This is a genomic window from Dickeya zeae NCPPB 2538, assembly GCF_000406165.1.
In the GTDB taxonomy this organism is placed as follows: Bacteria; Pseudomonadota; Gammaproteobacteria; order Enterobacterales; family Enterobacteriaceae; genus Dickeya; species Dickeya zeae.
The window spans coordinates 288,403-306,721 of record NZ_CM001977.1 but is presented as its reverse complement, the minus strand read 5'-3'; the positions used below and the strand labels follow the sequence as shown (position 1 = coordinate 306,721).

Annotated in this window: 18 protein-coding genes and 1 pseudogene; 16 read left to right on the top strand and 3 right to left on the bottom strand. The window is 53.7% G+C overall.

The window, feature by feature from the left end; translation table 11 throughout:
• Positions 1 to 144 precede the first annotated feature (144 nt).
• From DZE2538_RS01415 to fis, 5 genes are all read left to right on the top strand, one after another.
• Positions 145 to 387 (top strand): YhdT family protein, encoded by a 243-nt coding sequence (locus DZE2538_RS01415; protein ID WP_016943127.1) that lies wholly within the window; start codon positions 145 to 147, stop codon positions 385 to 387.
• The gene (panF, locus tag DZE2538_RS01410) at positions 377 to 1,828 is read left to right on the top strand and encodes a sodium/pantothenate symporter (protein ID WP_038912907.1); all 1,452 of its coding nucleotides are present in this window, start codon (positions 377 to 379) and stop codon (positions 1,826 to 1,828) included. Before DZE2538_RS01415 ends, panF begins: the two co-directional genes overlap by 11 nt.
• A gap of 14 nt (positions 1,829 to 1,842) precedes the next feature.
• Entirely contained in the window at positions 1,843 to 2,730 is an 888-nt protein-coding gene (gene prmA / locus DZE2538_RS01405) for a 50S ribosomal protein L11 methyltransferase (RefSeq protein WP_012883004.1), read from the top strand.
• A 333-nt stretch (positions 2,731 to 3,063) separates the two neighbouring features.
• On the top strand, positions 3,064 to 4,029 hold the full coding sequence (gene dusB, locus DZE2538_RS01400) for a tRNA dihydrouridine synthase DusB (RefSeq protein WP_016943130.1): 966 nt from the start codon (positions 3,064 to 3,066) through the stop codon (positions 4,027 to 4,029).
• 23 nt (positions 4,030 to 4,052) lie between these two features.
• Positions 4,053 to 4,349, top strand: a complete 297-nt coding sequence (fis, locus tag DZE2538_RS01395) for a DNA-binding transcriptional regulator Fis (RefSeq protein ID WP_012883002.1) — start codon at positions 4,053 to 4,055, stop codon at positions 4,347 to 4,349.
• 85 nt (positions 4,350 to 4,434) lie between these two features.
• Here fis and DZE2538_RS01390 read toward each other — a convergent pair whose 3' ends face one another.
• Positions 4,435 to 5,214, bottom strand: coding sequence for an SDR family NAD(P)-dependent oxidoreductase (locus DZE2538_RS01390; protein ID WP_038912905.1), 780 nt, complete (start codon positions 5,212 to 5,214; stop codon positions 4,435 to 4,437).
• Between the two features lie 246 nt (positions 5,215 to 5,460).
• Here DZE2538_RS01390 and DZE2538_RS01385 point away from each other — a divergent pair, with 246 nt between their 5' ends.
• Genes DZE2538_RS01385 through DZE2538_RS01370 form a run of 4 tightly spaced genes read left to right on the top strand, consistent with a single transcriptional unit; the run spans position 5,461 to position 9,710 of the window.
• The gene (locus DZE2538_RS01385; RefSeq protein WP_236616988.1) at positions 5,461 to 6,093 is read left to right on the top strand and encodes a TorD/DmsD family molecular chaperone; all 633 of its coding nucleotides are present in this window, start codon (positions 5,461 to 5,463) and stop codon (positions 6,091 to 6,093) included.
• A complete protein-coding gene (locus DZE2538_RS01380; RefSeq protein WP_038915404.1) occupies positions 6,086 to 8,383 on the top strand; it encodes a molybdopterin-dependent oxidoreductase in 2,298 nt (765 codons plus the stop codon). The genes DZE2538_RS01385 and DZE2538_RS01380 overlap by 8 nt, the downstream gene beginning before the upstream one ends.
• Positions 8,380 to 8,934, top strand: a complete 555-nt coding sequence (locus DZE2538_RS01375; protein ID WP_016943134.1) for a 4Fe-4S dicluster domain-containing protein — start codon at positions 8,380 to 8,382, stop codon at positions 8,932 to 8,934. Before DZE2538_RS01380 ends, DZE2538_RS01375 begins: the two co-directional genes overlap by 4 nt.
• A 2-nt stretch (positions 8,935 to 8,936) precedes the next feature.
• Entirely contained in the window at positions 8,937 to 9,710 is a 774-nt protein-coding gene (locus DZE2538_RS01370) for a dimethyl sulfoxide reductase anchor subunit family protein (RefSeq protein ID WP_038915403.1), read from the top strand.
• Positions 9,711 to 9,805: 95 nt separating this feature from the next.
• On the opposite strand, the gene DZE2538_RS01365 is transcribed toward DZE2538_RS01370, so the two are convergent.
• Complete coding sequence (locus tag DZE2538_RS01365) at positions 9,806 to 10,948, bottom strand: endonuclease/exonuclease/phosphatase family protein (RefSeq protein WP_038915402.1); 1,143 nt, start codon at positions 10,946 to 10,948, stop codon at positions 9,806 to 9,808.
• A 245-nt stretch (positions 10,949 to 11,193) separates the two neighbouring features.
• Here DZE2538_RS01365 and DZE2538_RS01360 point away from each other — a divergent pair, with 245 nt between their 5' ends.
• From DZE2538_RS01360 to DZE2538_RS01330, 7 genes and pseudogenes are all read left to right on the top strand, one after another.
• On the top strand, positions 11,194 to 11,964 hold the full coding sequence (locus tag DZE2538_RS01360; RefSeq protein ID WP_023638691.1) for an amino acid ABC transporter substrate-binding protein: 771 nt from the start codon (positions 11,194 to 11,196) through the stop codon (positions 11,962 to 11,964).
• Positions 11,965 to 11,991: 27 nt separating this feature from the next.
• A complete protein-coding gene (locus tag DZE2538_RS01355; protein ID WP_019843536.1) occupies positions 11,992 to 12,657 on the top strand; it encodes an amino acid ABC transporter permease in 666 nt (221 codons plus the stop codon).
• 123 nt (positions 12,658 to 12,780) lie between these two features.
• Entirely contained in the window at positions 12,781 to 13,473 is a 693-nt protein-coding gene (locus tag DZE2538_RS01350; protein ID WP_023638689.1) for a CTP synthase C-terminal region-related (seleno)protein, read from the top strand.
• Between the two features lie 300 nt (positions 13,474 to 13,773).
• Complete coding sequence (locus DZE2538_RS01345; protein ID WP_038917083.1) at positions 13,774 to 14,799, top strand: amino acid ABC transporter substrate-binding protein; 1,026 nt, start codon at positions 13,774 to 13,776, stop codon at positions 14,797 to 14,799.
• Positions 14,800 to 14,871: 72 nt separating this feature from the next.
• Positions 14,872 to 16,051: pseudogene (locus tag DZE2538_RS01340) on the top strand (amino acid ABC transporter permease).
• A 9-nt stretch (positions 16,052 to 16,060) separates the two neighbouring features.
• A complete protein-coding gene (locus DZE2538_RS01335; protein WP_038915401.1) occupies positions 16,061 to 17,155 on the top strand; it encodes an amino acid ABC transporter permease in 1,095 nt (364 codons plus the stop codon).
• A gap of 8 nt (positions 17,156 to 17,163) precedes the next feature.
• Positions 17,164 to 17,925, top strand: a complete 762-nt coding sequence (locus DZE2538_RS01330; RefSeq protein WP_038915400.1) for an amino acid ABC transporter ATP-binding protein — start codon at positions 17,164 to 17,166, stop codon at positions 17,923 to 17,925.
• 1 nt (position 17,926) lies between these two features.
• Here the strand turns inward: DZE2538_RS01330 and DZE2538_RS21155 are convergent.
• Positions 17,927 to 18,319: hypothetical protein (locus DZE2538_RS21155; RefSeq protein WP_236616987.1), on the bottom strand; the 393-nt coding region annotated here is incomplete at its 5' end.

Below are 18,319 nucleotides of genomic sequence, written 5' to 3'. Positions count from 1 at the left end.
GCGTCGGCCCGTTTTTGTTTCCCACAGCTCACCGCGTTCTACGCCACTACACCAATTTTCGCTGGGCAATTGGCTAACATGCCGTAAAATCCCCTGTTTTGTGTCACCTATAACACTGATTCCTGCAGGACTTGAGGGGAAATCATGGATAAACGCTTTCTTCAGGCTCACCGCGAAGCCCGCTGGTCACTGGTGCTAACGCTGGCCTATCTGGTGGCCTGGGTACTCTTTGCCTATCTACCCGACAACCATCCCGGCCTGACGGGCCTGCCGCACTGGTTCGAGCTGGCCTGCCTGCTGCTGCCGCTACTGTTCATCGGTCTGTGCTGGCTGATGGTACGCGTCATCTTCCGCGACATATCACTGGAGAATCACGATGCAAAGTGATGTCATCCTGCCGTTGATAGCTTACCTGTTATTGGTATTCGGTCTGTCCGTTTATGCCTGGCGGCGTCGCCAGCAGGGTAACTTTCTCACCGAGTACTTTATCGGCAACCGTTCGATGGGCGGCTTCGTACTGGCGATGACGCTGATAGGCACGTATGTCAGCGCCAGCTCGTTTATCGGTGGCCCCGGTGCGGCCTATAAATACGGGTTAGGTTGGGTACTGTTGTCGATGATTCAGGTACCGACGATGCTATTGTCACTGAGCATTCTCGGTAAGAAATTCGCGATTCTGGCACGCCGCTATAACGCCATCACACTGAATGACATGCTCTACGCCCGCTACGGCAGCCGCTTGCTGGTGTGGTTTGCCAGCCTAAGCCTGCTGGTGGCGTTCATCGGCGCGATGGCGGTGCAGTTCATCGGCGGTGCCCGGTTGCTGGAAACCGTGGCGCATGTGCCCTATAACGTCGGACTGTTGATTTTCGGCATTACCATCCTGCTCTACACCGCGTTCGGCGGCTTTCGCGCCAGCGTACTGAACGATGCATTGCAGGGCATCGTGATGCTGATAGGTACGCTGTTGCTGCTGGCTGGCGTGATCTACGCCGCAGGTGGATTGCCCGCCGCCGTCGGCAAACTGGCGCAGATCAACCCGGCGTTGGTCGATCCGCACGGCAGTAACCAGATCCTGTCCGCCCCATTTATGACTTCATTCTGGATACTGGTGTGTTTTGGCGTGATTGGCCTGCCCAATACCGCCGTGCGCTGTATTTCCTATCGCGATAGCAAGGCGCTACACCGCGGTATCCTGATCGGTACGGTGGTTATCAGCATACTGATGCTGGGGATGCATCTGGCTGGTGCGCTGGGGCGTGCTATCCTGCCAAACCTGACCATTCCAGATCAGGTATTGCCGGAACTGATGCTCACCGTGCTGCCACCGCTGGCCGCCGGGATCTTTCTGGCTGCGCCGACTGCCGCCATCATGTCGAACATTAACGCGCATTTGCTCCAGGCTTCCGCCACGATCGTGAAAGATCTCTACCTGAGCGTCTATCCTCAGAAGATCAACAACGAGCGTTATATCCGCCATCTATCCAGCCTGACCACCCTGCTGCTCGGCCTGCTGGTACTGCTGGCGTCATGGCGACCGCCGGAAATGATCATCTGGTTGAACCTGCTAGCGTTTGGCGGGCTGGAAGCGGTATTCCTGTGGCCGCTGGTGCTGGGCCTCTACTGGGAACGCGCTAACGCCGCAGGAGCGCTGAGTTCGATGTTCAGTGGGGCTATCAGCTATACCCTGCTCGCCAGCTTCAATATCCAACTGGCGGGCTTTCATCCGATTGTGCCATCACTGCTGTTAAGCCTGGTGGCGTTTATTCTGGGTAACCGCTTAGGGCGTCAGCCTGCATCAGCGGTTGCTGCATCTTCATCACTTTAAGGTCAGAGGCTGCTATGCCGTGGATTCAACTGAAAATTAATACCTCCGGCGCACATGCGGAGCAATTAGGCGACGCGCTGTCTGAAAGCGGTGCCGTCTCAGTCACGTTTCAGGACACGCATGACACGCCGGTGTTTGAACCCCTGCCGGGTGAAACCCGTTTGTGGGGCGATACCGACGTGATTGGCCTGTACGACGCCGAAACCGACATGGCCGAGGTGGTAGCCATACTGGAGCAGGAGCCGCTGCTCGGTGCTGGTTTCCAGCACAAAATCGAACAACTGGAAGACAAAGACTGGGAACGGGAATGGATGGAAAACTTTCATCCGATGCAGTTCGGCAAGCGCCTGTGGATTTGCCCAAGCTGGCGTGACGTACCAGACCCGAATGCGGTCAACGTCATGCTGGACCCCGGTCTGGCATTCGGCACCGGCACCCATCCCACGACGTCGTTGTGCCTGCAATGGCTCGACGGGCTGGATCTGGCAGGCAAAACCGTCATCGATTTTGGTTGCGGCTCCGGCATTCTGGCCATCGCCGCGCTAAAACTCGGTGCCGCGCACGCTATCGGCATCGATATCGACCCACAGGCGATTCAGGCCAGCCGTGATAACGCGCAGCGTAACGGCGTGTCTGAACGGCTGGAGCTGTACCTGCCAAAAGATCAACCCAAAGACTTATCTGCCGATGTGGTGGTCGCCAATATCCTGGCAGGCCCGCTGCGCGAGCTGGCACCGCTTATCAGCGTGTTGCCAAAAGCAGGTGGCCATCTCGGTCTGTCCGGCATTCTGGCCTCACAGGCACAGAGTGTGGCGCAAGCCTATGAAGCGCAATTCCAGCTCGACCCGGTAGCAGAAAAAGAAGAGTGGTGCCGCATTACCGGTATCCGTAAACCACTCTGACCTCGTTGTATTCACCTGACGGAACATCGCCGTTGCGTCAGGTGATTCGTACGGATATTTCGTTGGACAAACCGACTCCCCTTACCATCAATCACTGTTTCTATGCGGTGAAACAGCATATTCAGGCGGATGTTTAATTTCTCCGGCGTGTACACAAAATCAGCGGAATAAGAATAACCATCTGTTAATAAAGGAAAAATAAAAACAGCGCAGTAGCAATGCAGCATTTCCTTGATCTGTTCCGCTCAATTGCTCAAAGTTTGGCCTTTCCTATCGCGTAAAAAATGCGTAATATACGCGCCCTTGCAGGCACAGTATGGTCACTCTTTGTCTATGCGCATTGGACAATTTCAGCTTCCCAATCGTTTGATTGCCGCCCCGATGGCGGGCGTAAGCGATCGCCCTTTCCGGGCACTCTGTTACGCGATGGGCGCTGGAATGACGGTTTCCGAGATGCTCTCTTCCAATCCGGAGGTGTGGCGTTCGGACAAATCGCGCTTGCGCATGGTGCATAGCGATGAGCCCGGTATCCGAGCAGTACAGATAGCCGGCGGTGATCCAGATGAGATGGCGGAAGCGGCGAGAATCAACGCCGAAAGCGGTGCGCAGATCATTGACATCAACATGGGATGCCCGGCCAAAAAGGTTAACCGCAAGATGGCGGGTTCCGCGCTGTTGCAGTATCCAGCGTTGGTCAAGCAGATCCTGACAGCGGTGGTAAATGCTGTCGATGTACCGGTCACGCTGAAGATTCGTACCGGCTGGGCACCAGAGCACCGTAACTGTGTAGAGATTGCCAAATTGGCTGAAGATTGTGGTATTCAGGCGCTGACCGTTCATGGACGCACGCGTGCGTGTTTGTTCAATGGCGAGGCGGAATACGACAGCATTCGGACAGTTAAGCAGAGTGTTTCCATTCCCGTTATCGCGAATGGCGACATTACTGACCCGCGCAAAGCCAGAGCGGTTCTTGATTACACCGGGGCTGATGCCCTGATGATAGGACGAGCTGCTCAGGGAAGACCCTGGATCTTTCGGGAAATCCAGCATTATCTGGACACAGGGGAGTTGCTGCCGCCCCTGCCACTGGCAGAGGTCAAGCACTTGTTGATCGGGCATATACGGGAATTGCACGACTTTTATGGTCCAGGCAAAGGATTTCGTATAGCACGTAAACACGTGTCCTGGTATCTCCAGGAGCACGCCCCAAACGACCAGTTTAGGCGCACATTCAACGCCATAGAGGACGCCAGCGAACAGCTGGAGGCGTTGAAGGCATATTTTGAAAATCTTGCGTAAACAGAAAAAGAGCTGACAGAACTATGTTCGAACAACGCGTGAATTCTGACGTACTGACCGTTTCCACTGTAAACTCTCAGGCTCAGGTAACCCAAAAACCCCTGCGCGACTCGGTTAAACAGGCACTGAAGAACTATTTCGCTCAACTGAATGGTCAGGACGTGAATGACCTGTATGAGCTGGTACTGGCTGAAGTAGAACAGCCGCTGTTGGACATGGTGATGCAATACACCCGCGGTAACCAGACCCGCGCTGCCCTGATGATGGGTATCAACCGCGGTACGCTGCGTAAGAAACTGAAAAAATACGGCATGAACTGATACTCATCCGTTCATCTCTAAAGAAAGGCGCTTCCTTCACGGTAAGCGCCTTTTTTATTGGCGGTATCACGCTGTAGCCTGCGGTTTACAGACACGAGCCTCCTGACGCATCCAACACCTGCCCCGTTATCCAACGGGCATCCGCCGAGGCAAGAAACACCGCCACCGCCGCGACATCCTGCGGTTGACCAAGACGCGAAAAAACGGAATAACGCTCCGCTTTCTGGCGAATGGCCGCATCCTCCAGCATCGTTTTCACCATCTCGGTTTCCGTCACACCGGGGGCAATCGCATTAACAGTAATATGGCGTGCGCCGTACTCCGGTGCCAGCGAGAGGGTCAGGACATTAATGGCACCTTTTGACGCGGCATATACCGCCCGGTTAGCCGCCGCAATTCGGGTACGGGCAGAAGAGATGTTGATAATGCTCCCCCCTGAACGCAGATGCGGCCCGGCCGACTGTATCAAGAAAAAGGGGGCCGTCACGTTAATCGCCATGACCTGGTCGTACAGATCATCTGAGGTGTCCTCCACCGTCGCCAGGGGGGAGATACCAGCGTTATTAACCAGAATATCCAGGCCACCACCCCCAGCCTGCTCAAGCGCCTGGTGGAATCGCGCCCACAGCGCCCGGCTTTGTTGCTTCGGATCAACGGCGAAGTCAGCGGGTATCACCACCGCCTGCGCCCCCAGCTCCCGTGCTCTTGCTGCTGTTTCCTGTGCTGCGTGCGAATCGTCAATATCATGAATACCAATAAAAGCGGCACCCTCCGCCGCCAATCGCTCAACAATCGCTTTTCCAATGCCACGGGCACCACCCGTCACCAACGCGGTTTTACCTTCCACCCGATACTGATTTGTCATTCCCTTTTCTCCACTCTGCCGATTAGAAAACGCCCCTGTCATCACACAGGTAGCCTGGATAGCGGTGGACTATTTAACGCACATCCTTTTTTCGCCTGCCAACGGCAAACTGTGATCACAATCGCATCAACAGATTATTGTCGCGTCACCAACAAATATCAGTACAAACCATGTGGTTAATCAAAAAATGAACGATCCACATAGTTCTATAGTGTGATTATTCATCAGTACATGAGAACGTCCGTTATGAATGCGCACACCCCCTCCTTTAGCGAAGAGAACCCTTCTGTGCCGTCTTCAATACCGCTTGCGCCTTTCTCCCGTGAGGAGTGGGTATCCATCGGCATGTGCCTGCGTGATTTTTTTGCGTTTCCAGTATCTGGCTCGCTGTCTTCGGTCTGTACCCGCCTTCATCCCCTCTGCCAGCACCGGGTGACGCTGCCAGTTAACCTGACGCAGGATGACTGGCTGGAAGTCGAGTATGACTTTAACCGGTTGTTCGTCGGCCCAATGACGCTGCCAGCGCCACCTTATGCCGGTATTTATCTGCATGCAGAGCCGCAGGTGATGGGGAAATGTACGCTGGAAGTCCGCCAGCTGTACCATCAGCTCGGGTATGAGGTACCGCAGGAGAATAGCCTTCCTGACGACCATATCGCTTACGAGATTGACGCCTGTTTACTGCTCTTTTCCTGTCTCTCTCCCACACCAGCACAGCATGATGCCCTGTACTGGCTGGCCCATGACCATCTGGGACAGTGGTTACCGCGTTTTATCGATCGCATCAACAACCATGCGCCAACACCGGTAATTTCATCGGTGGTCGACGTGCTATCGCTTTGGTTTTTCGATTTGCAACGGAGAACATCACATGCGTGACACCCCCAATTCCCCCGACAGACGGCGATTTATAAAGACACTCGCCATTACTGGTGTTGCGGCCAGCTTACCCGGTGGCTTGTTACTGCCTCGTCAGGCTCGTGCGCAAGCTCCTATTCCTTACAACCCGAACAGCTATACGATTTTCCGGAACTCATGTCCGCGAAACTGCTATGACACGTGCAGCCTGAAAACCTATGTGAAAGATGGCGTTATCGCCTACATTGACGGCGCAAAAGAGTCTACTTTTACCCACGGAATGCCTTGCCTTAAAGGGCTCACCTACCCTCGCCGCGTCTACAGCCCTGACCGGATCAAATACCCGATGATTCAGGATGGCCGCGGCTCGGGAAAATGGCGTCGTATTTCCTGGGATGAAGCGATGGAGCGCATCGCCAACAAAATACTGGAAATCAAAAAGAAAGACGGGTCATTACTGGGTCTGGCACTCACCAAGTATTCAGGCAACCTCGGCATCCTCAACTATGGCGTTGAAGGCATGATGTCCTCGCTAGGTTACACCACCCGCTTTGTCGGTACGCCGTGTTGGCCAGCTGGTATTGATGCTCAGAGCTACGACATGGGCGATATGTGGTGCAACGACCCTGAAGATTTGGCCAAATCCAAATATATCATTGTCTGGGGCGCTAACCCGGCCTGGTGCTCCCTGCACAGTATGAAATACCTTTATCAGGCGCGGGAGCGCGGAGCCAAAGTGGTGGTCATCGACCCCATTTTGACCCAGACCGCCGCCAAAGCGGATTTGTACTTACGGATCCGCCCGGCTTCCGACGGCGCACTGGCGCTGGGTATGGCACGACATCTGCTGGATAACGGGCTGGTTGATAACGAATTTGTCACGCAATACGCGCTGGGGTTCCCAGAGTTTGCGCAATACCTGCGGGAAAATGTCACGGTTGAATGGGCATCTGAACAATGTGGCTTGCCTGCACAGACGATTCGCCAGCTGGCAGAAGAATTTACTGCCGTCAAACCCGCGACAATCTGGATAGGCTACGGTATGCAGCGACATATCAATGGCGGTGCCAATGTGCGGGCCATTGACGCGTTGGTCGCCATGAGCGGCAACATCGGTCTGGAGGGCGGTGGCGCTCGCTACGGCCACCTCTATACCTGGGGGTTCAACTACCACGCCATGATGCAGAAACAACCCGCCGGTTCTGTTGGTTTTACCGGCCAGAGCGGGCCTAAAGGGGAGTTCGACTTCGGCGCTAAAGAAGCATCCAGCTATACCGATCGCAGCCTGAATATCAATAAAACCGCACAATCGATACTGGATACCAACGATCCGCCGATCCGCATGCTATGGGTGTCTTGCAAAAACCCACTCTCCCAGGACTTCGACCATAACAAGATGTTGAAAGCCTTCAATAAACTGGAGATGGTGGTCTGCGTAGACCAGTTCTTTAATCAGACGGTGGAGCAGGCCGATATCGTGTTACCGGCGACCACACAGATGGAAGAGTGGAATATCTCGGTCTCGTATTGGCACTACTGGCTGACTATCAATCAGCCAGCGATTAAACCGATGTACGAGTGCAAATCCGACCTGGACATCGCGGCTGCGCTTTCGCGCACTATGAACCGGTTATCTCCTGGCTCCTGCACCTTCCCGCAGGATATTGACGGCAAAGAATGGGTAGCAAAAGAGTTTAACGACAGTATCTACAAGCTGTTTGGTATCTCGTCATGGGAAACGTTGCTGGATGGTCCGGTCAAAGCCAAACTTCCCCACCCGGCAGCCTGGCATGATCGCAAGTTCAAGACGCCGTCCGGCAAATACGAATTTACATCGGCCTTGTGTAAGGAGAATGGTCATGCTCTGCTGCCCGAGTACCGGCCGGGAAGAGAGAAAAATTTACCGTTCCAACTCTTTACCCCCCACACGCTATACGGCCTGCATTCTCAGTTCATCAATCTGGACTGGATGCAGGTCTTCTACCCGGAACCTTTTGTCTACCTCCACCCGCTAGCAGCGCAACAAAAAGGTATCCGTGAACTCGATTGGGTACGCGTCTTTAATGGCATTGGCGACGTCACCGTCAGAGCCAGACTGACCACCAACGTACCGCAAGACATGCTGCTGATGTACGAGGCCTGGTTTAACAAACAAGCGTTTAACGTACAAAACGTCGTCGATGATACCTCATCAGATATGGGAAAAATGAAGACGGGTGCGCCGGGCTCCGCCATTCACTGTCAGTTCGCTGATATCGCCTTAACGTCGGCACCGGCGCAAAGCAGAGTGATGGGAGGAACCAGAGCATGAGACGCGCATTCCTGGTCGATAGTGAAAAATGTATTGGGTGCCGTGGCTGCGCCATGGCCTGCAAAAGTTTTAATCAGTTAGAGCCGGACCTGTTCTGGCGCTATGTTTACCCACTGGGGAAATCTATCTACCCGCACGAAGAGAGGGCGTTTTATTCTCTGGCGTGCAATCACTGCGAGCATCCCGCCTGTCTGGATGCCTGCCCGGTCGAAGCCTATACCAAGCGTGAAGACGGCATTGTGGTGCACGACCCGGCGCGCTGCATCGGTTGCAAAAACTGCCTGCGCAGCTGCCCCTACGGTGCCCCTAAATTCAACGAGGTCACCCACAAAGCCGAAAAATGCAGCATGTGCTATGAACGATTGGATGTGGGGTTACAGACAGCTTGCGTTGAAGCCTGTCCGGTGGGCGCATTAACCATGATAGACCTTGACGAACAGGCCGTTCCCGCCAACGCCGTACAATACCCGCCGGGCTACCCGGTTATGCCATCGCTGAACCCCGGAACGCGTTTCATCATGCCTCGCACGCCAAAACAGGCTGGAGAATAATCATGGAACACTATGAGCTACCTTTGGTTTTCTTTACATCATTAAGCCAGACCGCTGTTGGCATGGCACTGTTTCTGGCCTGGCGGCGTCTGTGCGATCACACGGTGCCACAACGCAAAGCCTGGTTCATCACCGGCGTGGTGCTAGCCGTGTCATTGATTGGCGCGACCTTCCATCTGGCAGACCCGTTGCACGGTTATAACGCCTTTATCAATCTCAAGCATTCATGGCTTAGCCGGGAAATTCTGGCAGCAGTACTCTTTGCTGCCACTATCGCACTGGCACTGTTGACGGATGGAAAACAGGTGACGGTGATAGCCGCCGCCGTGATGGGGATCGTGCTGGTGATTGTGCAGGGGCTGACCTACGCCGCACCTGCGATGGTCGCTATCAACAATGGACTCCCGATGATTTTATATTTGCTGACGGCCTGGGTGATGGGCGCGGCGGCCCTCCCGCTACTGGATAAAACCTCGGCCATTTCGCCCCTACGTCACGGATTAACGTTGCTGATTCTGGCGCTGATCACCGCACCGTTAATCTGGCGTAGTGGCGGAACCATCATGCGTATGACGTCAGAGCAATGGGGGTCATCGCCATTTTTCTGGGGTGGGTTAATCTGTTTTATCATTGCATTCGGTTTATCCTGCCAGCGGCAAAAAACAGCCGTCTCCGTCGCAACGGTCGTGATTGCGCTGCTGGGTATCTTCCTGAGTCGAGTGACATTCTTTGGCGATACCATCAGCACTATCATCAACATCGGACAACCTTACTGACAGAGAAAAAACAGCGAACACCTACAGATGACACTGACAAAGAACAACGGGCCTGCCAAAAAGCGGGCCCGTTGCTTTCGCAGTACTCATCCGGCTCAGTGCAGATCACATTCCACCCAGATAGCGGCGTGATCCGAGGCGGCGGTATCCCAGGAGGTCACGGTCGGGAACGGCGTCACCGGATCAGCCCCTTCTTTCGCGGCAATCTTATCGATGTTATAGATACCGCGCCGTTCAATGCCCCAGTCGACCTTTGCCTGATGTAACGGCGTGGAAACGAAAATATAGTCCAGTTGGTTCAAACGTTCGCCAGACTTACCGCCGGAGAAATAATAGGTATAGCGTGCTGTTTCTGGCAAAACGGGATCGACCACCGGGTGCAAATCCGGCACAGAAAACAGCGGCACCAGGCTGTGCCAGGGGTTGGCGCTATCCTCGTTCAGATCGCCCATCAACACCACATACTCTTGCTGCAGGTTGTATCCGCGCACGATATCGGCCACACGCTCCGCCTGAGCGAGCCGCCGTCTGGCAGACCGCTCGCGTTCTTCATCGTTACGTCCGTTCTGGCTTTTGAAGTGATTACACAGCACATGCACTGGCTGCGTCAGGCCAATATCGATCGTCACTTCCAGACAATCACGGCTAAACAGCGGGGAAAACGACGCGCTGGTATCAAAAATGTGGGTGCGTAGTTGGGTAATGCGGTGGCGCGTCAGGCAGGCGACATCAATACCACGCGGATCATTCGGACTGTCGATCATGACATACTGAGCAAAGGCCTGGTCTGCCAGAATCTGCTGGTTGAAATCATGCAGCACCGCCATATTTTCCACTTCGGCTGCACACAGGATGTCAGCCTTCAGTGCGTTGATCACCCGCCCGGTATTTTTGCGCTGCTTGTCGCTAAACGCCTCGGAACGAAACACCAGCTCGCCTAACCAATCACCTCGTCCCCGGCAGCTTTTGTTAATCCGAAAACTGGTCTTGCCAGCTTCACTTTTCCAGCTACCCAGCGAACCGCCATCAACACGCAGGTCGATATAAGGCTGGAGATTACTGGTCAGGGTAAAAACCCGCTCTTTCAAGGCATCGTCATAGTTATCATTTTCCAGCAGCATTTGTAGCTGGCGTACTTTTTCAAGCAGTTCACTGCTTTGCTGGGGGTCAGGCAGGTTAAGAATCGCGGTACGATGAAACAGGTTTTCAACGTTATAGCTGGCAAGTCTGAGCTTCATAGCTCCTCCTCAGGCAACAGGCTATGGCGGGAAAGCACAAGTCTGGCAACCGATTGTTACCACCGTATATCACGACCGCCCGTCACCCCAACCTGTGACACGCTGTGGTAAAAAATGCGGGTACTCACTATATTCATAGCAGATATAAGCCATGTCTTTATGGACTTGGCAAACATCACGACATCACGTAAATTCGCAGCATTTCTGACTCACAACGGCAACAGCCATATCTGGCAGGAACAATGATGAAAAAATCTCGCTTAGCATTACTTACCGGCGCTTTACTGGTTACCAGCGTACTGGCTCAGGCACAGGACGACCTTAGCGCTATCAAAGCCGCCGGTGTGATTAAATTCGGTACGGAAGGCACTTACGCGCCTTACACTTACCACGATGCCTCCGGCAAGTTAGTCGGTTTCGATGTAGACGTCGGCCGTGCGGTAGCAGAAAAACTGGGCGTAAAAGCAGAGTTCGTTGAAGGCCGTTGGGATGGGCTTATCGCAGGTGTGGACGCCAAACGTTATGACGCCGTCATCAACCAGGTGGGTGTCACCAAAGAACGTCAGGTAAAGTATGACTTCTCCAAGCCGTACATCGATGCCAAATCCGTGCTGATCGTGCGTGGTGATAACACCAGCATCAAATCGTTCAACGATCTGAAAGGCCATAAATCGGCCCAAAGCCTGACCAGTAACTACTCCAAACTGGCCACCAGCTACGGCGCGGAAATCGTCCCGACCGATGGCTTTAACCAGTCACTGGAGCTGGTACTGAGCGGCCGCGCGGAAGCGACCCTGAACGATAACTTGTCGTTCCTGGACTTCAAAAAACACAAACCTGACGCCAATGTGAAAGTGGTCGCCACCGCAGAAAGCGGCGATCCGTCCGCCATTCTGGTACGCAAAAATCAGCCGCAACTGGTTGATGCACTCAATAAAGCATTGGATCAAATCAAAGCAGACGGCACCTATAAGACGATTTCTGTGCGATACTTTGGACAAGACGTTTCCAAATAATGCATTGATATCGGAGCTATTGTAGATATGCCATCATGGCTACAACTTATGGCAGACTCCTTCTGGAGTCTGCTTTCCGCCGGACTGACCTTCACCGTTCCTCTCGCGATTCTCTCCTTTATTCTCGGTTTGATGATCGGCGTATTGGTGGCGTTGTTACGCCTGTACGGTGCCACTCCGCTCAAAAAGATCTGTGACTTTTATGTGTGGGTGATTCGCGGTACGCCGCTGCTGGTCCAGCTCTTTCTGATTTTCTATGGCTTGCCCAGTGCCGGTATCACGCTGGATGCCTTTCCGGCCGCGCTGATTGGCTTTAGCCTGAACGTGGGTGCCTATAGTTCAGAGATAGTACGTGGTGCGATTCTTTCCGTACCCAAAGGCCAGTGGAACGCGGCCTATTCGCTCGGTATGAGCGGCGCACAGGCTATTCGCTGGGTGATTGTGCCGCAGTCGGTATTCGTATCGCTGCCGCCGCTGGCTAACACCTTTATTTCGCTGGTCAAGGATACCTCGCTGGCTGCCGTGATCACGGTGCCGGAAATGTTTCTGGCCGCGCAACGGATTGTCTCGGTCACCTATGAACCACTCATCCTGTATATCGAAGCCGCGCTCATCTACCTGATGTTCAGTACGGTACTGAGTAAATTACAGACGCGACTCGAAAAATATTACCAACGTCACGTCGTGCATTAATATTGCACATAGCGCATTAATCCTCGTTCGGCAGGCTGTCCAGCCTGCCACGCTCATCATCAAACAAACTCGACATTTTCCCCGGTTTTCTGTAGCCTTCTTTTTTACCAGCCGGAGAATGTCATGAAACAGACTGTCAATATCGCGCTGATAGGTGACTACACCTCAACCGTCACCGCCCATCAGGCTATTCCCCCTGCTCTTGCCCTTGCTGCCCGCCAGTTAAATCTCACGATGCACTACCAATGGATAGACAGTGAGCAGTTGTCGATCGCCCAGCTTCATGCCTTCGATGCAATTTGGTGCGTTCCCGCCAGCCCATACCGTCACGACGACAATATCCTGCAAGCCATTCGGTTTGCCCGCGAAACACGTATCCCCTTTCTGGGCACCTGTGGCGGTTGCCAGTACGCCCTGCTGGAATATGCCCGCCATGCGCTCGGCTGGCACGACGCCAACAATGCGGAAGTGACGCAGGAAGGCCGTTCGGTAATTACCCCGTTACAGTGCGAAATGGTGGAAAAAGAGGGAGATATCCGTCTGTTGCCTGATTCACGCATCGCACGCGCCTACGGTCATGAGGCGATCACCGAAGGCTACCGTTGCCGCTACGGCATCAATGAAGCGTTTCGGGATGCGTTCATCGCCGCCGGCATCCGGGTGTCTGGTGTGGATGACAACGGCGATATTCGCGCCATCGAAATCATCGATCACCCCTTTTTTGTCGGCACCCTGTTTCAGCCGGAACGCGCTGCACTAAAACAGATAACACCACCGCTGGCTATTGCTCTCCTTGAGGCAGCGGCAGCGCATTAACCGCAGTTTTTTACACAAGTTGCACCAAATTGGATCAATGGGAGAACAATTCCACCATTTTGGTGCACCCTATGCCTTTGCTTTATCCCCCCATACCACCCATTTATCCCGATTCGCCACGGATACGATTTAGTTTTCTGCCTGTACTACCGTTATGACAAGCTGGCACCGTTTTTGCTTATTGTTAATGACGGTGTCCGGCTCATCATGCCGACCCACTGACAGACAGAGCAGGCGCAGCCATGACTGCGCCACAACACAACAAGCACATTACAATTACATTAGGCACATACGATGATTATGAAAAAAGTGATTATGTCCACGCTGGTAGCCAGCGCTTCACTGTTCGCCTTCATCAACCAGGCACATGCGGGCGCAACGCTTGATGCCATTCAGAAGAAAGGCTTCATACAGTGTGGTATCAGCGATGGGCTTCCTGGTTTCTCGTATGCCGATGCCAACGGCAAATACTCCGGTATCGATGTTGACGTCTGCCGTGGCGTCGCAGCAGCCATTTTTGGTGATGCCAACAAAGTCAAATACACCCCACTGACAGCTAAAGAGCGTTTCACCGCTCTGCAATCCGGCGAAGTGGATGTGCTGTCCCGTAACACCACCTGGACCTCATCCCGTGACGGTAGCATGGGCCTGCTGTTCACCGGCGTGACCTACTACGACGGTATCGGCTTCCTCGCTCATAACAAAGCTGGGCTGAAAAGCGCCAAAGAACTGGACGGTGCCACCGTGTGTATCCAGGCCGGTACCGACACCGAGCTGAACGTAGCCGACTACTTCAAGACCCACAATATGAAGTACACCCCGGTGACCTTTGACCGTTCTGACGAAAGCGCCAAAGCACTGGACTCAGGCCGTTGCGATACGCTGGCTTCCGATCAGTCACAGTTGTACGCCCTGCGTATCAAACTGGGTAAACCGGCCGACTTCGTCGTGTTGCCGGAAGTGATCTCCAAAGAACCGTTGGGACCGGTTGTACGTCGTGGTGACGAAGACTGGTTTGCCATTGTTCGCTGGACACTGTTTGCCATGCTGGACGCCGAAGAGATGGGTGTGACCTCTCAAAACGTCGATCAGATAGCTGCCAAGCCGACCACTCCGGACATGGCGCACCTGTTGGGTAAAGAAGGTAACTTCGGTAAAGATCTGAAATTGCCGAATGACTGGGCGTATAAAATCGTTAAGCAGGTCGGTAACTACGGTGAAGTGTTTGAGCGCAACGTAGGTCAGGGCAGTGAGCTGAAAATCAAGCGCGGCCTGAACGAACTGTGGAACAAAGGCGGTATCCAGTACGCCCCTGCTGTTCGCTAACTCCTGATGCAAAAACGGGCACGTGCTGCGAACCAGCCGTGCCCTTGCTTTATCCGTCACTGAGGCTCCAACATGCTGCAACGCCCAACCGTGAAAGGTGATTTATCACTGACTAATCCAGCGGTGCGCGCCTGGTTGTATCAAATCCTTGCTGTCATCATCGTGGTGGTTGCCGCCGCTTACCTGCTGCACAATACCGTCACGAACCTCTCACAGCGTGGAATTACGTCAGGTTTTGCCTTTTTAAATAACAGCGCTGGCTTTGGCATCGTTCAGCACCTGATTGACTACGATCAGGATGACACCTATGCCCGCGTTTTTTGTTATTGGCCTGCTTAATACGTTGCTGGTTTCAGCTATCTGTATTATTTGCGCCTCACTGCTGGGGTTTATCGTCGGTCTGGCACGTCTGTCTGATAACTGGCTGCTGCGTAAACTTTCAACGATTTATATCGAAACGTTTCGTAACATCCCACCGTTACTGCAGATCTTCTTTTGGTATTTCGCGGTATTACGCAATCTGCCCGGCCCTCGTCAGGCAGTCAGCGCGTTCGATACCTTTTTTCTTAGTAACCGCGGCCTGTACATTCCAGCAGCGGAGTTTGGCCCAGGGGCACTCCCGTCTTTGCTTGCGCTACTCATCTCTCTGGGATGTGCGATCGCGTTGTATCGTCGGAATAAACGCTACCATGAGCTGACCGGCCAGCGACGCCGTTACTGGCCTATTCCTATCGCAATGTTGGTAGTATTGCTCGGCCTCTCTCATCTGGTTTTTGGCCGGGCACTGCACTGGGATTTCCCCGCCCTGAAAGGGTTTAACTTTAGCGGTGGTCTGGTACTTATTCCGGAACTGGCGGCGCTGGCGCTGGCATTATCGGTGTACACCTCGTCGTTTATCGCTGAGATCATTCGCTCCGGTATCCAGTCTGTTTCTCACGGGCAGCATGAAGCAGCACTGTCGCTGGGTCTGCCAAAACCGGTCACCTTACGCAAAGTCATCCTGCCGCAGGCACTGCGCGTCATCATTCCGCCGTTAACCAGCCAGTATCTGAACGTCGTGAAAAACTCGTCACTGGCGGCTGCCATTGGTTACCCGGATATGGTGTCGCTGTTTGCCGGTACGGTGCTGAACCAGACCGGACAAGCCATTGAGACCATTGCCATCACCATGTCGGTCTACCTGATTATCAGTCTGCTGATCTCATTACTGATGAACATCTATAACCGGAAAATCGCCTTAATTGAGCGTTAAAGGAACAGGATGACTATGACAACACACACACCATCCAATCCGACGCCCATTAGCAACGCCATCGTCTGGGCGCGGCGGAACCTGTTCTCCAATGTCACCAACAGCGTGTTGACGCTGGTCTGCCTGTGGTTACTGTGGACCCTGATCCCACCGTTACTCAATTGGGCTATCTTCAAGGCCAACTGGGTCGGTTCAACCCGTGCAGACTGCACCAGTGATGGTGCCTGCTGGGTATTCGTCCATGCCCGTTTCGAGCAATTCATGTACGGGCTTTATCCACGGGAAGAGCTCTGGCGCATTAACTTCGCACTGGTACTGGCGTTGATCAGCATCCTGCCGATGTTCTGGCGTAATCTGCCGCGCCGTGGCCGTTATATCGCCATCTGGTGCATAGTCTATCCGCTACTTGCCTGGTGGTTGCTGTTTGGCGGCTTTGGTGGCCTGAGCCGGGTGGAAACTCGTCAGTGGGGTGGCCTGACACTGACTATCATCATCGCGGCGATCGGCATCGCGGGTGCGTTACCGCTGGGGATATTGCTGGCGTTGGGGCGTCGTTCCAACATGCCGGTACTGCGCGCGCTCTGCGTGATTTTCATCGAGTTCTGGCGCGGTGTTCCCCTAATCACAGTGCTGTTCATGTCCTCGGTGATGCTGCCTTTGTTCCTGACGGAAGGCACCAACATCGACAAACTACTGCGCGCCTTGGTGGGGGTAATCCTGTTCCAGTCGGCGTATGTCGCAGAAGTGGTGCGTGGCGGCTTACAGGCACTCCCGAAAGGACAATATGAAGCAGCCCAATCCCTGGCTCTGGGATACTGGCGTATGCAGGGGTTGGTCATTCTGCCTCAGGCGCTGAAAATGGTGATCCCCGGTCTGGTCAACACCATTATCGCCCTGTTCAAGGACACCAGTCTGGTGATCATCATCGGTCTGTTCGACCTGTTTAGCAGTATTCAGCAGGCAACCGTTGACCCGGCATGGCTGGGGATGTCCACAGAAGGCTATGTTTTTGCCGCCATTATCTATTGGATCTTCTGCTTTAGCATGTCGCGCTATAGCCAGCATTTAGAAAAACGTTTTGATACTGGACATAAGTCCCATTGAGGTTATCCATGAACCAGGACACATTGACATCTTCATCCAACCACATGATTACACTGGAAAATGTAAACAAGTGGTATGGGCAGTTCCATGTACTGAAAGACATCAACCTGCAGGTCAGCCAAGGCGAGCGTATCGTGTTATGTGGGCCGTCTGGCTCTGGTAAATCAACCACAATCCGTTGTATCAACCATCTGGAAGAGCACCAACAAGGTCGGATCGTCGTTGACGGCATCGAACTCAACCATGACAGCCGTAATATTGAGAAAGTCAGGACAGAAGTCGGCATGGTATTCCAGCATTTCAACCTGTTCCCGCATCTGACGGTTCTGCAAAACTGTACGCTGGCCCCGTGCTGGGTGCGTAATATGCCGAAAAAAGAAGCGGAAGCATTGGCAATGCATTACCTGGAGCGTGTTCGTATCGCCGCCCACGCCCATAAATACCCAGGCCAGCTTTCCGGCGGCCAGCAACAGCGCGTTGCGATTGCCCGCTCATTGTGCATGAAACCGAAAATCATGTTGTTTGACGAGCCGACATCCGCACTGGATCCGGAGATGGTCAAAGAGGTGCTGGATACTATGCTGGGTCTGGCAGAAGATGGTATGACTATGCTGTGCGTTACCCACGAAATGGGCTTCGCGCGAACCGTAGCTAATCGGGTGATCTTTATGGATCAGGGTGAGATCGTTGAACAAGCCCCACCGAATATCTTCTTCGGTAGCCCACGTTCAGAGCGCACACAAACGTTTCTGGCGCAAATCCTGCACTGATTCACCGCCAACACACAATATACAACGTCCCAGCCCGCCCACGATGTGCGGGCTTTTTTATGTCCCCATTTTGTATATTAAAATCAGCGATAAATACTCTTCGGTGGACAGCACTGTCCCTGAAGATGTTTTCATGCACACAGAACAGCAGGGATGTATAGAAGAGAACGGATGAGGTATGAGAGCGAGGGTGGAACCGATGCCCAGGTGAAGAAGCCCACATATAAATCAGCGTAATCAAGGCACTGTAGAAGTGACTGACCCGCTGTCTCAGGCTGCCGCCCGGACGATATCCAGTAAGCCCCGGTGTTAACCAGCGCTCGCTGGGCGCCTTGACCCGGCTCAGCCGGTCATTGACCACCCGGTCATTCACCCGAAAACCCAAAACAAAGGG

What these genes read in the sequence shown, in the direction of transcription:
- DZE2538_RS01415 (WP_016943127.1), top strand. Translation starts at nt 145, where the DNA reads ATGGATAAACGCTTTCTTCAGGCTCACCGCGAAGCCCGCTGGTCACTG.
- panF (WP_038912907.1), top strand. Translation starts at nt 377, where the DNA reads ATGCAAAGTGATGTCATCCTGCCGTTGATAGCTTACCTGTTATTGGTA.
- prmA (WP_012883004.1), top strand. Translation starts at nt 1,843, where the DNA reads ATGCCGTGGATTCAACTGAAAATTAATACCTCCGGCGCACATGCGGAG.
- dusB (WP_016943130.1), top strand. Translation starts at nt 3,064, where the DNA reads ATGCGCATTGGACAATTTCAGCTTCCCAATCGTTTGATTGCCGCCCCG.
- fis (WP_012883002.1), top strand. Translation starts at nt 4,053, where the DNA reads ATGTTCGAACAACGCGTGAATTCTGACGTACTGACCGTTTCCACTGTA.
- DZE2538_RS01390 (WP_038912905.1), bottom strand. Translation starts at nt 5,214, where the DNA reads ATGACAAATCAGTATCGGGTGGAAGGTAAAACCGCGTTGGTGACGGGT.
- DZE2538_RS01385 (WP_236616988.1), top strand. Translation starts at nt 5,461, where the DNA reads ATGAATGCGCACACCCCCTCCTTTAGCGAAGAGAACCCTTCTGTGCCG.
- DZE2538_RS01380 (WP_038915404.1), top strand. Translation starts at nt 6,086, where the DNA reads ATGCGTGACACCCCCAATTCCCCCGACAGACGGCGATTTATAAAGACA.
- DZE2538_RS01375 (WP_016943134.1), top strand. Translation starts at nt 8,380, where the DNA reads ATGAGACGCGCATTCCTGGTCGATAGTGAAAAATGTATTGGGTGCCGT.
- DZE2538_RS01370 (WP_038915403.1), top strand. Translation starts at nt 8,937, where the DNA reads ATGGAACACTATGAGCTACCTTTGGTTTTCTTTACATCATTAAGCCAG.
- DZE2538_RS01365 (WP_038915402.1), bottom strand. Translation starts at nt 10,948, where the DNA reads ATGAAGCTCAGACTTGCCAGCTATAACGTTGAAAACCTGTTTCATCGT.
- DZE2538_RS01360 (WP_023638691.1), top strand. Translation starts at nt 11,194, where the DNA reads ATGAAAAAATCTCGCTTAGCATTACTTACCGGCGCTTTACTGGTTACC.
- DZE2538_RS01355 (WP_019843536.1), top strand. Translation starts at nt 11,992, where the DNA reads ATGCCATCATGGCTACAACTTATGGCAGACTCCTTCTGGAGTCTGCTT.
- DZE2538_RS01350 (WP_023638689.1), top strand. Translation starts at nt 12,781, where the DNA reads ATGAAACAGACTGTCAATATCGCGCTGATAGGTGACTACACCTCAACC.
- DZE2538_RS01345 (WP_038917083.1), top strand. Translation starts at nt 13,774, where the DNA reads ATGAAAAAAGTGATTATGTCCACGCTGGTAGCCAGCGCTTCACTGTTC.
- DZE2538_RS01335 (WP_038915401.1), top strand. Translation starts at nt 16,061, where the DNA reads ATGACTATGACAACACACACACCATCCAATCCGACGCCCATTAGCAAC.
- DZE2538_RS01330 (WP_038915400.1), top strand. Translation starts at nt 17,164, where the DNA reads ATGAACCAGGACACATTGACATCTTCATCCAACCACATGATTACACTG.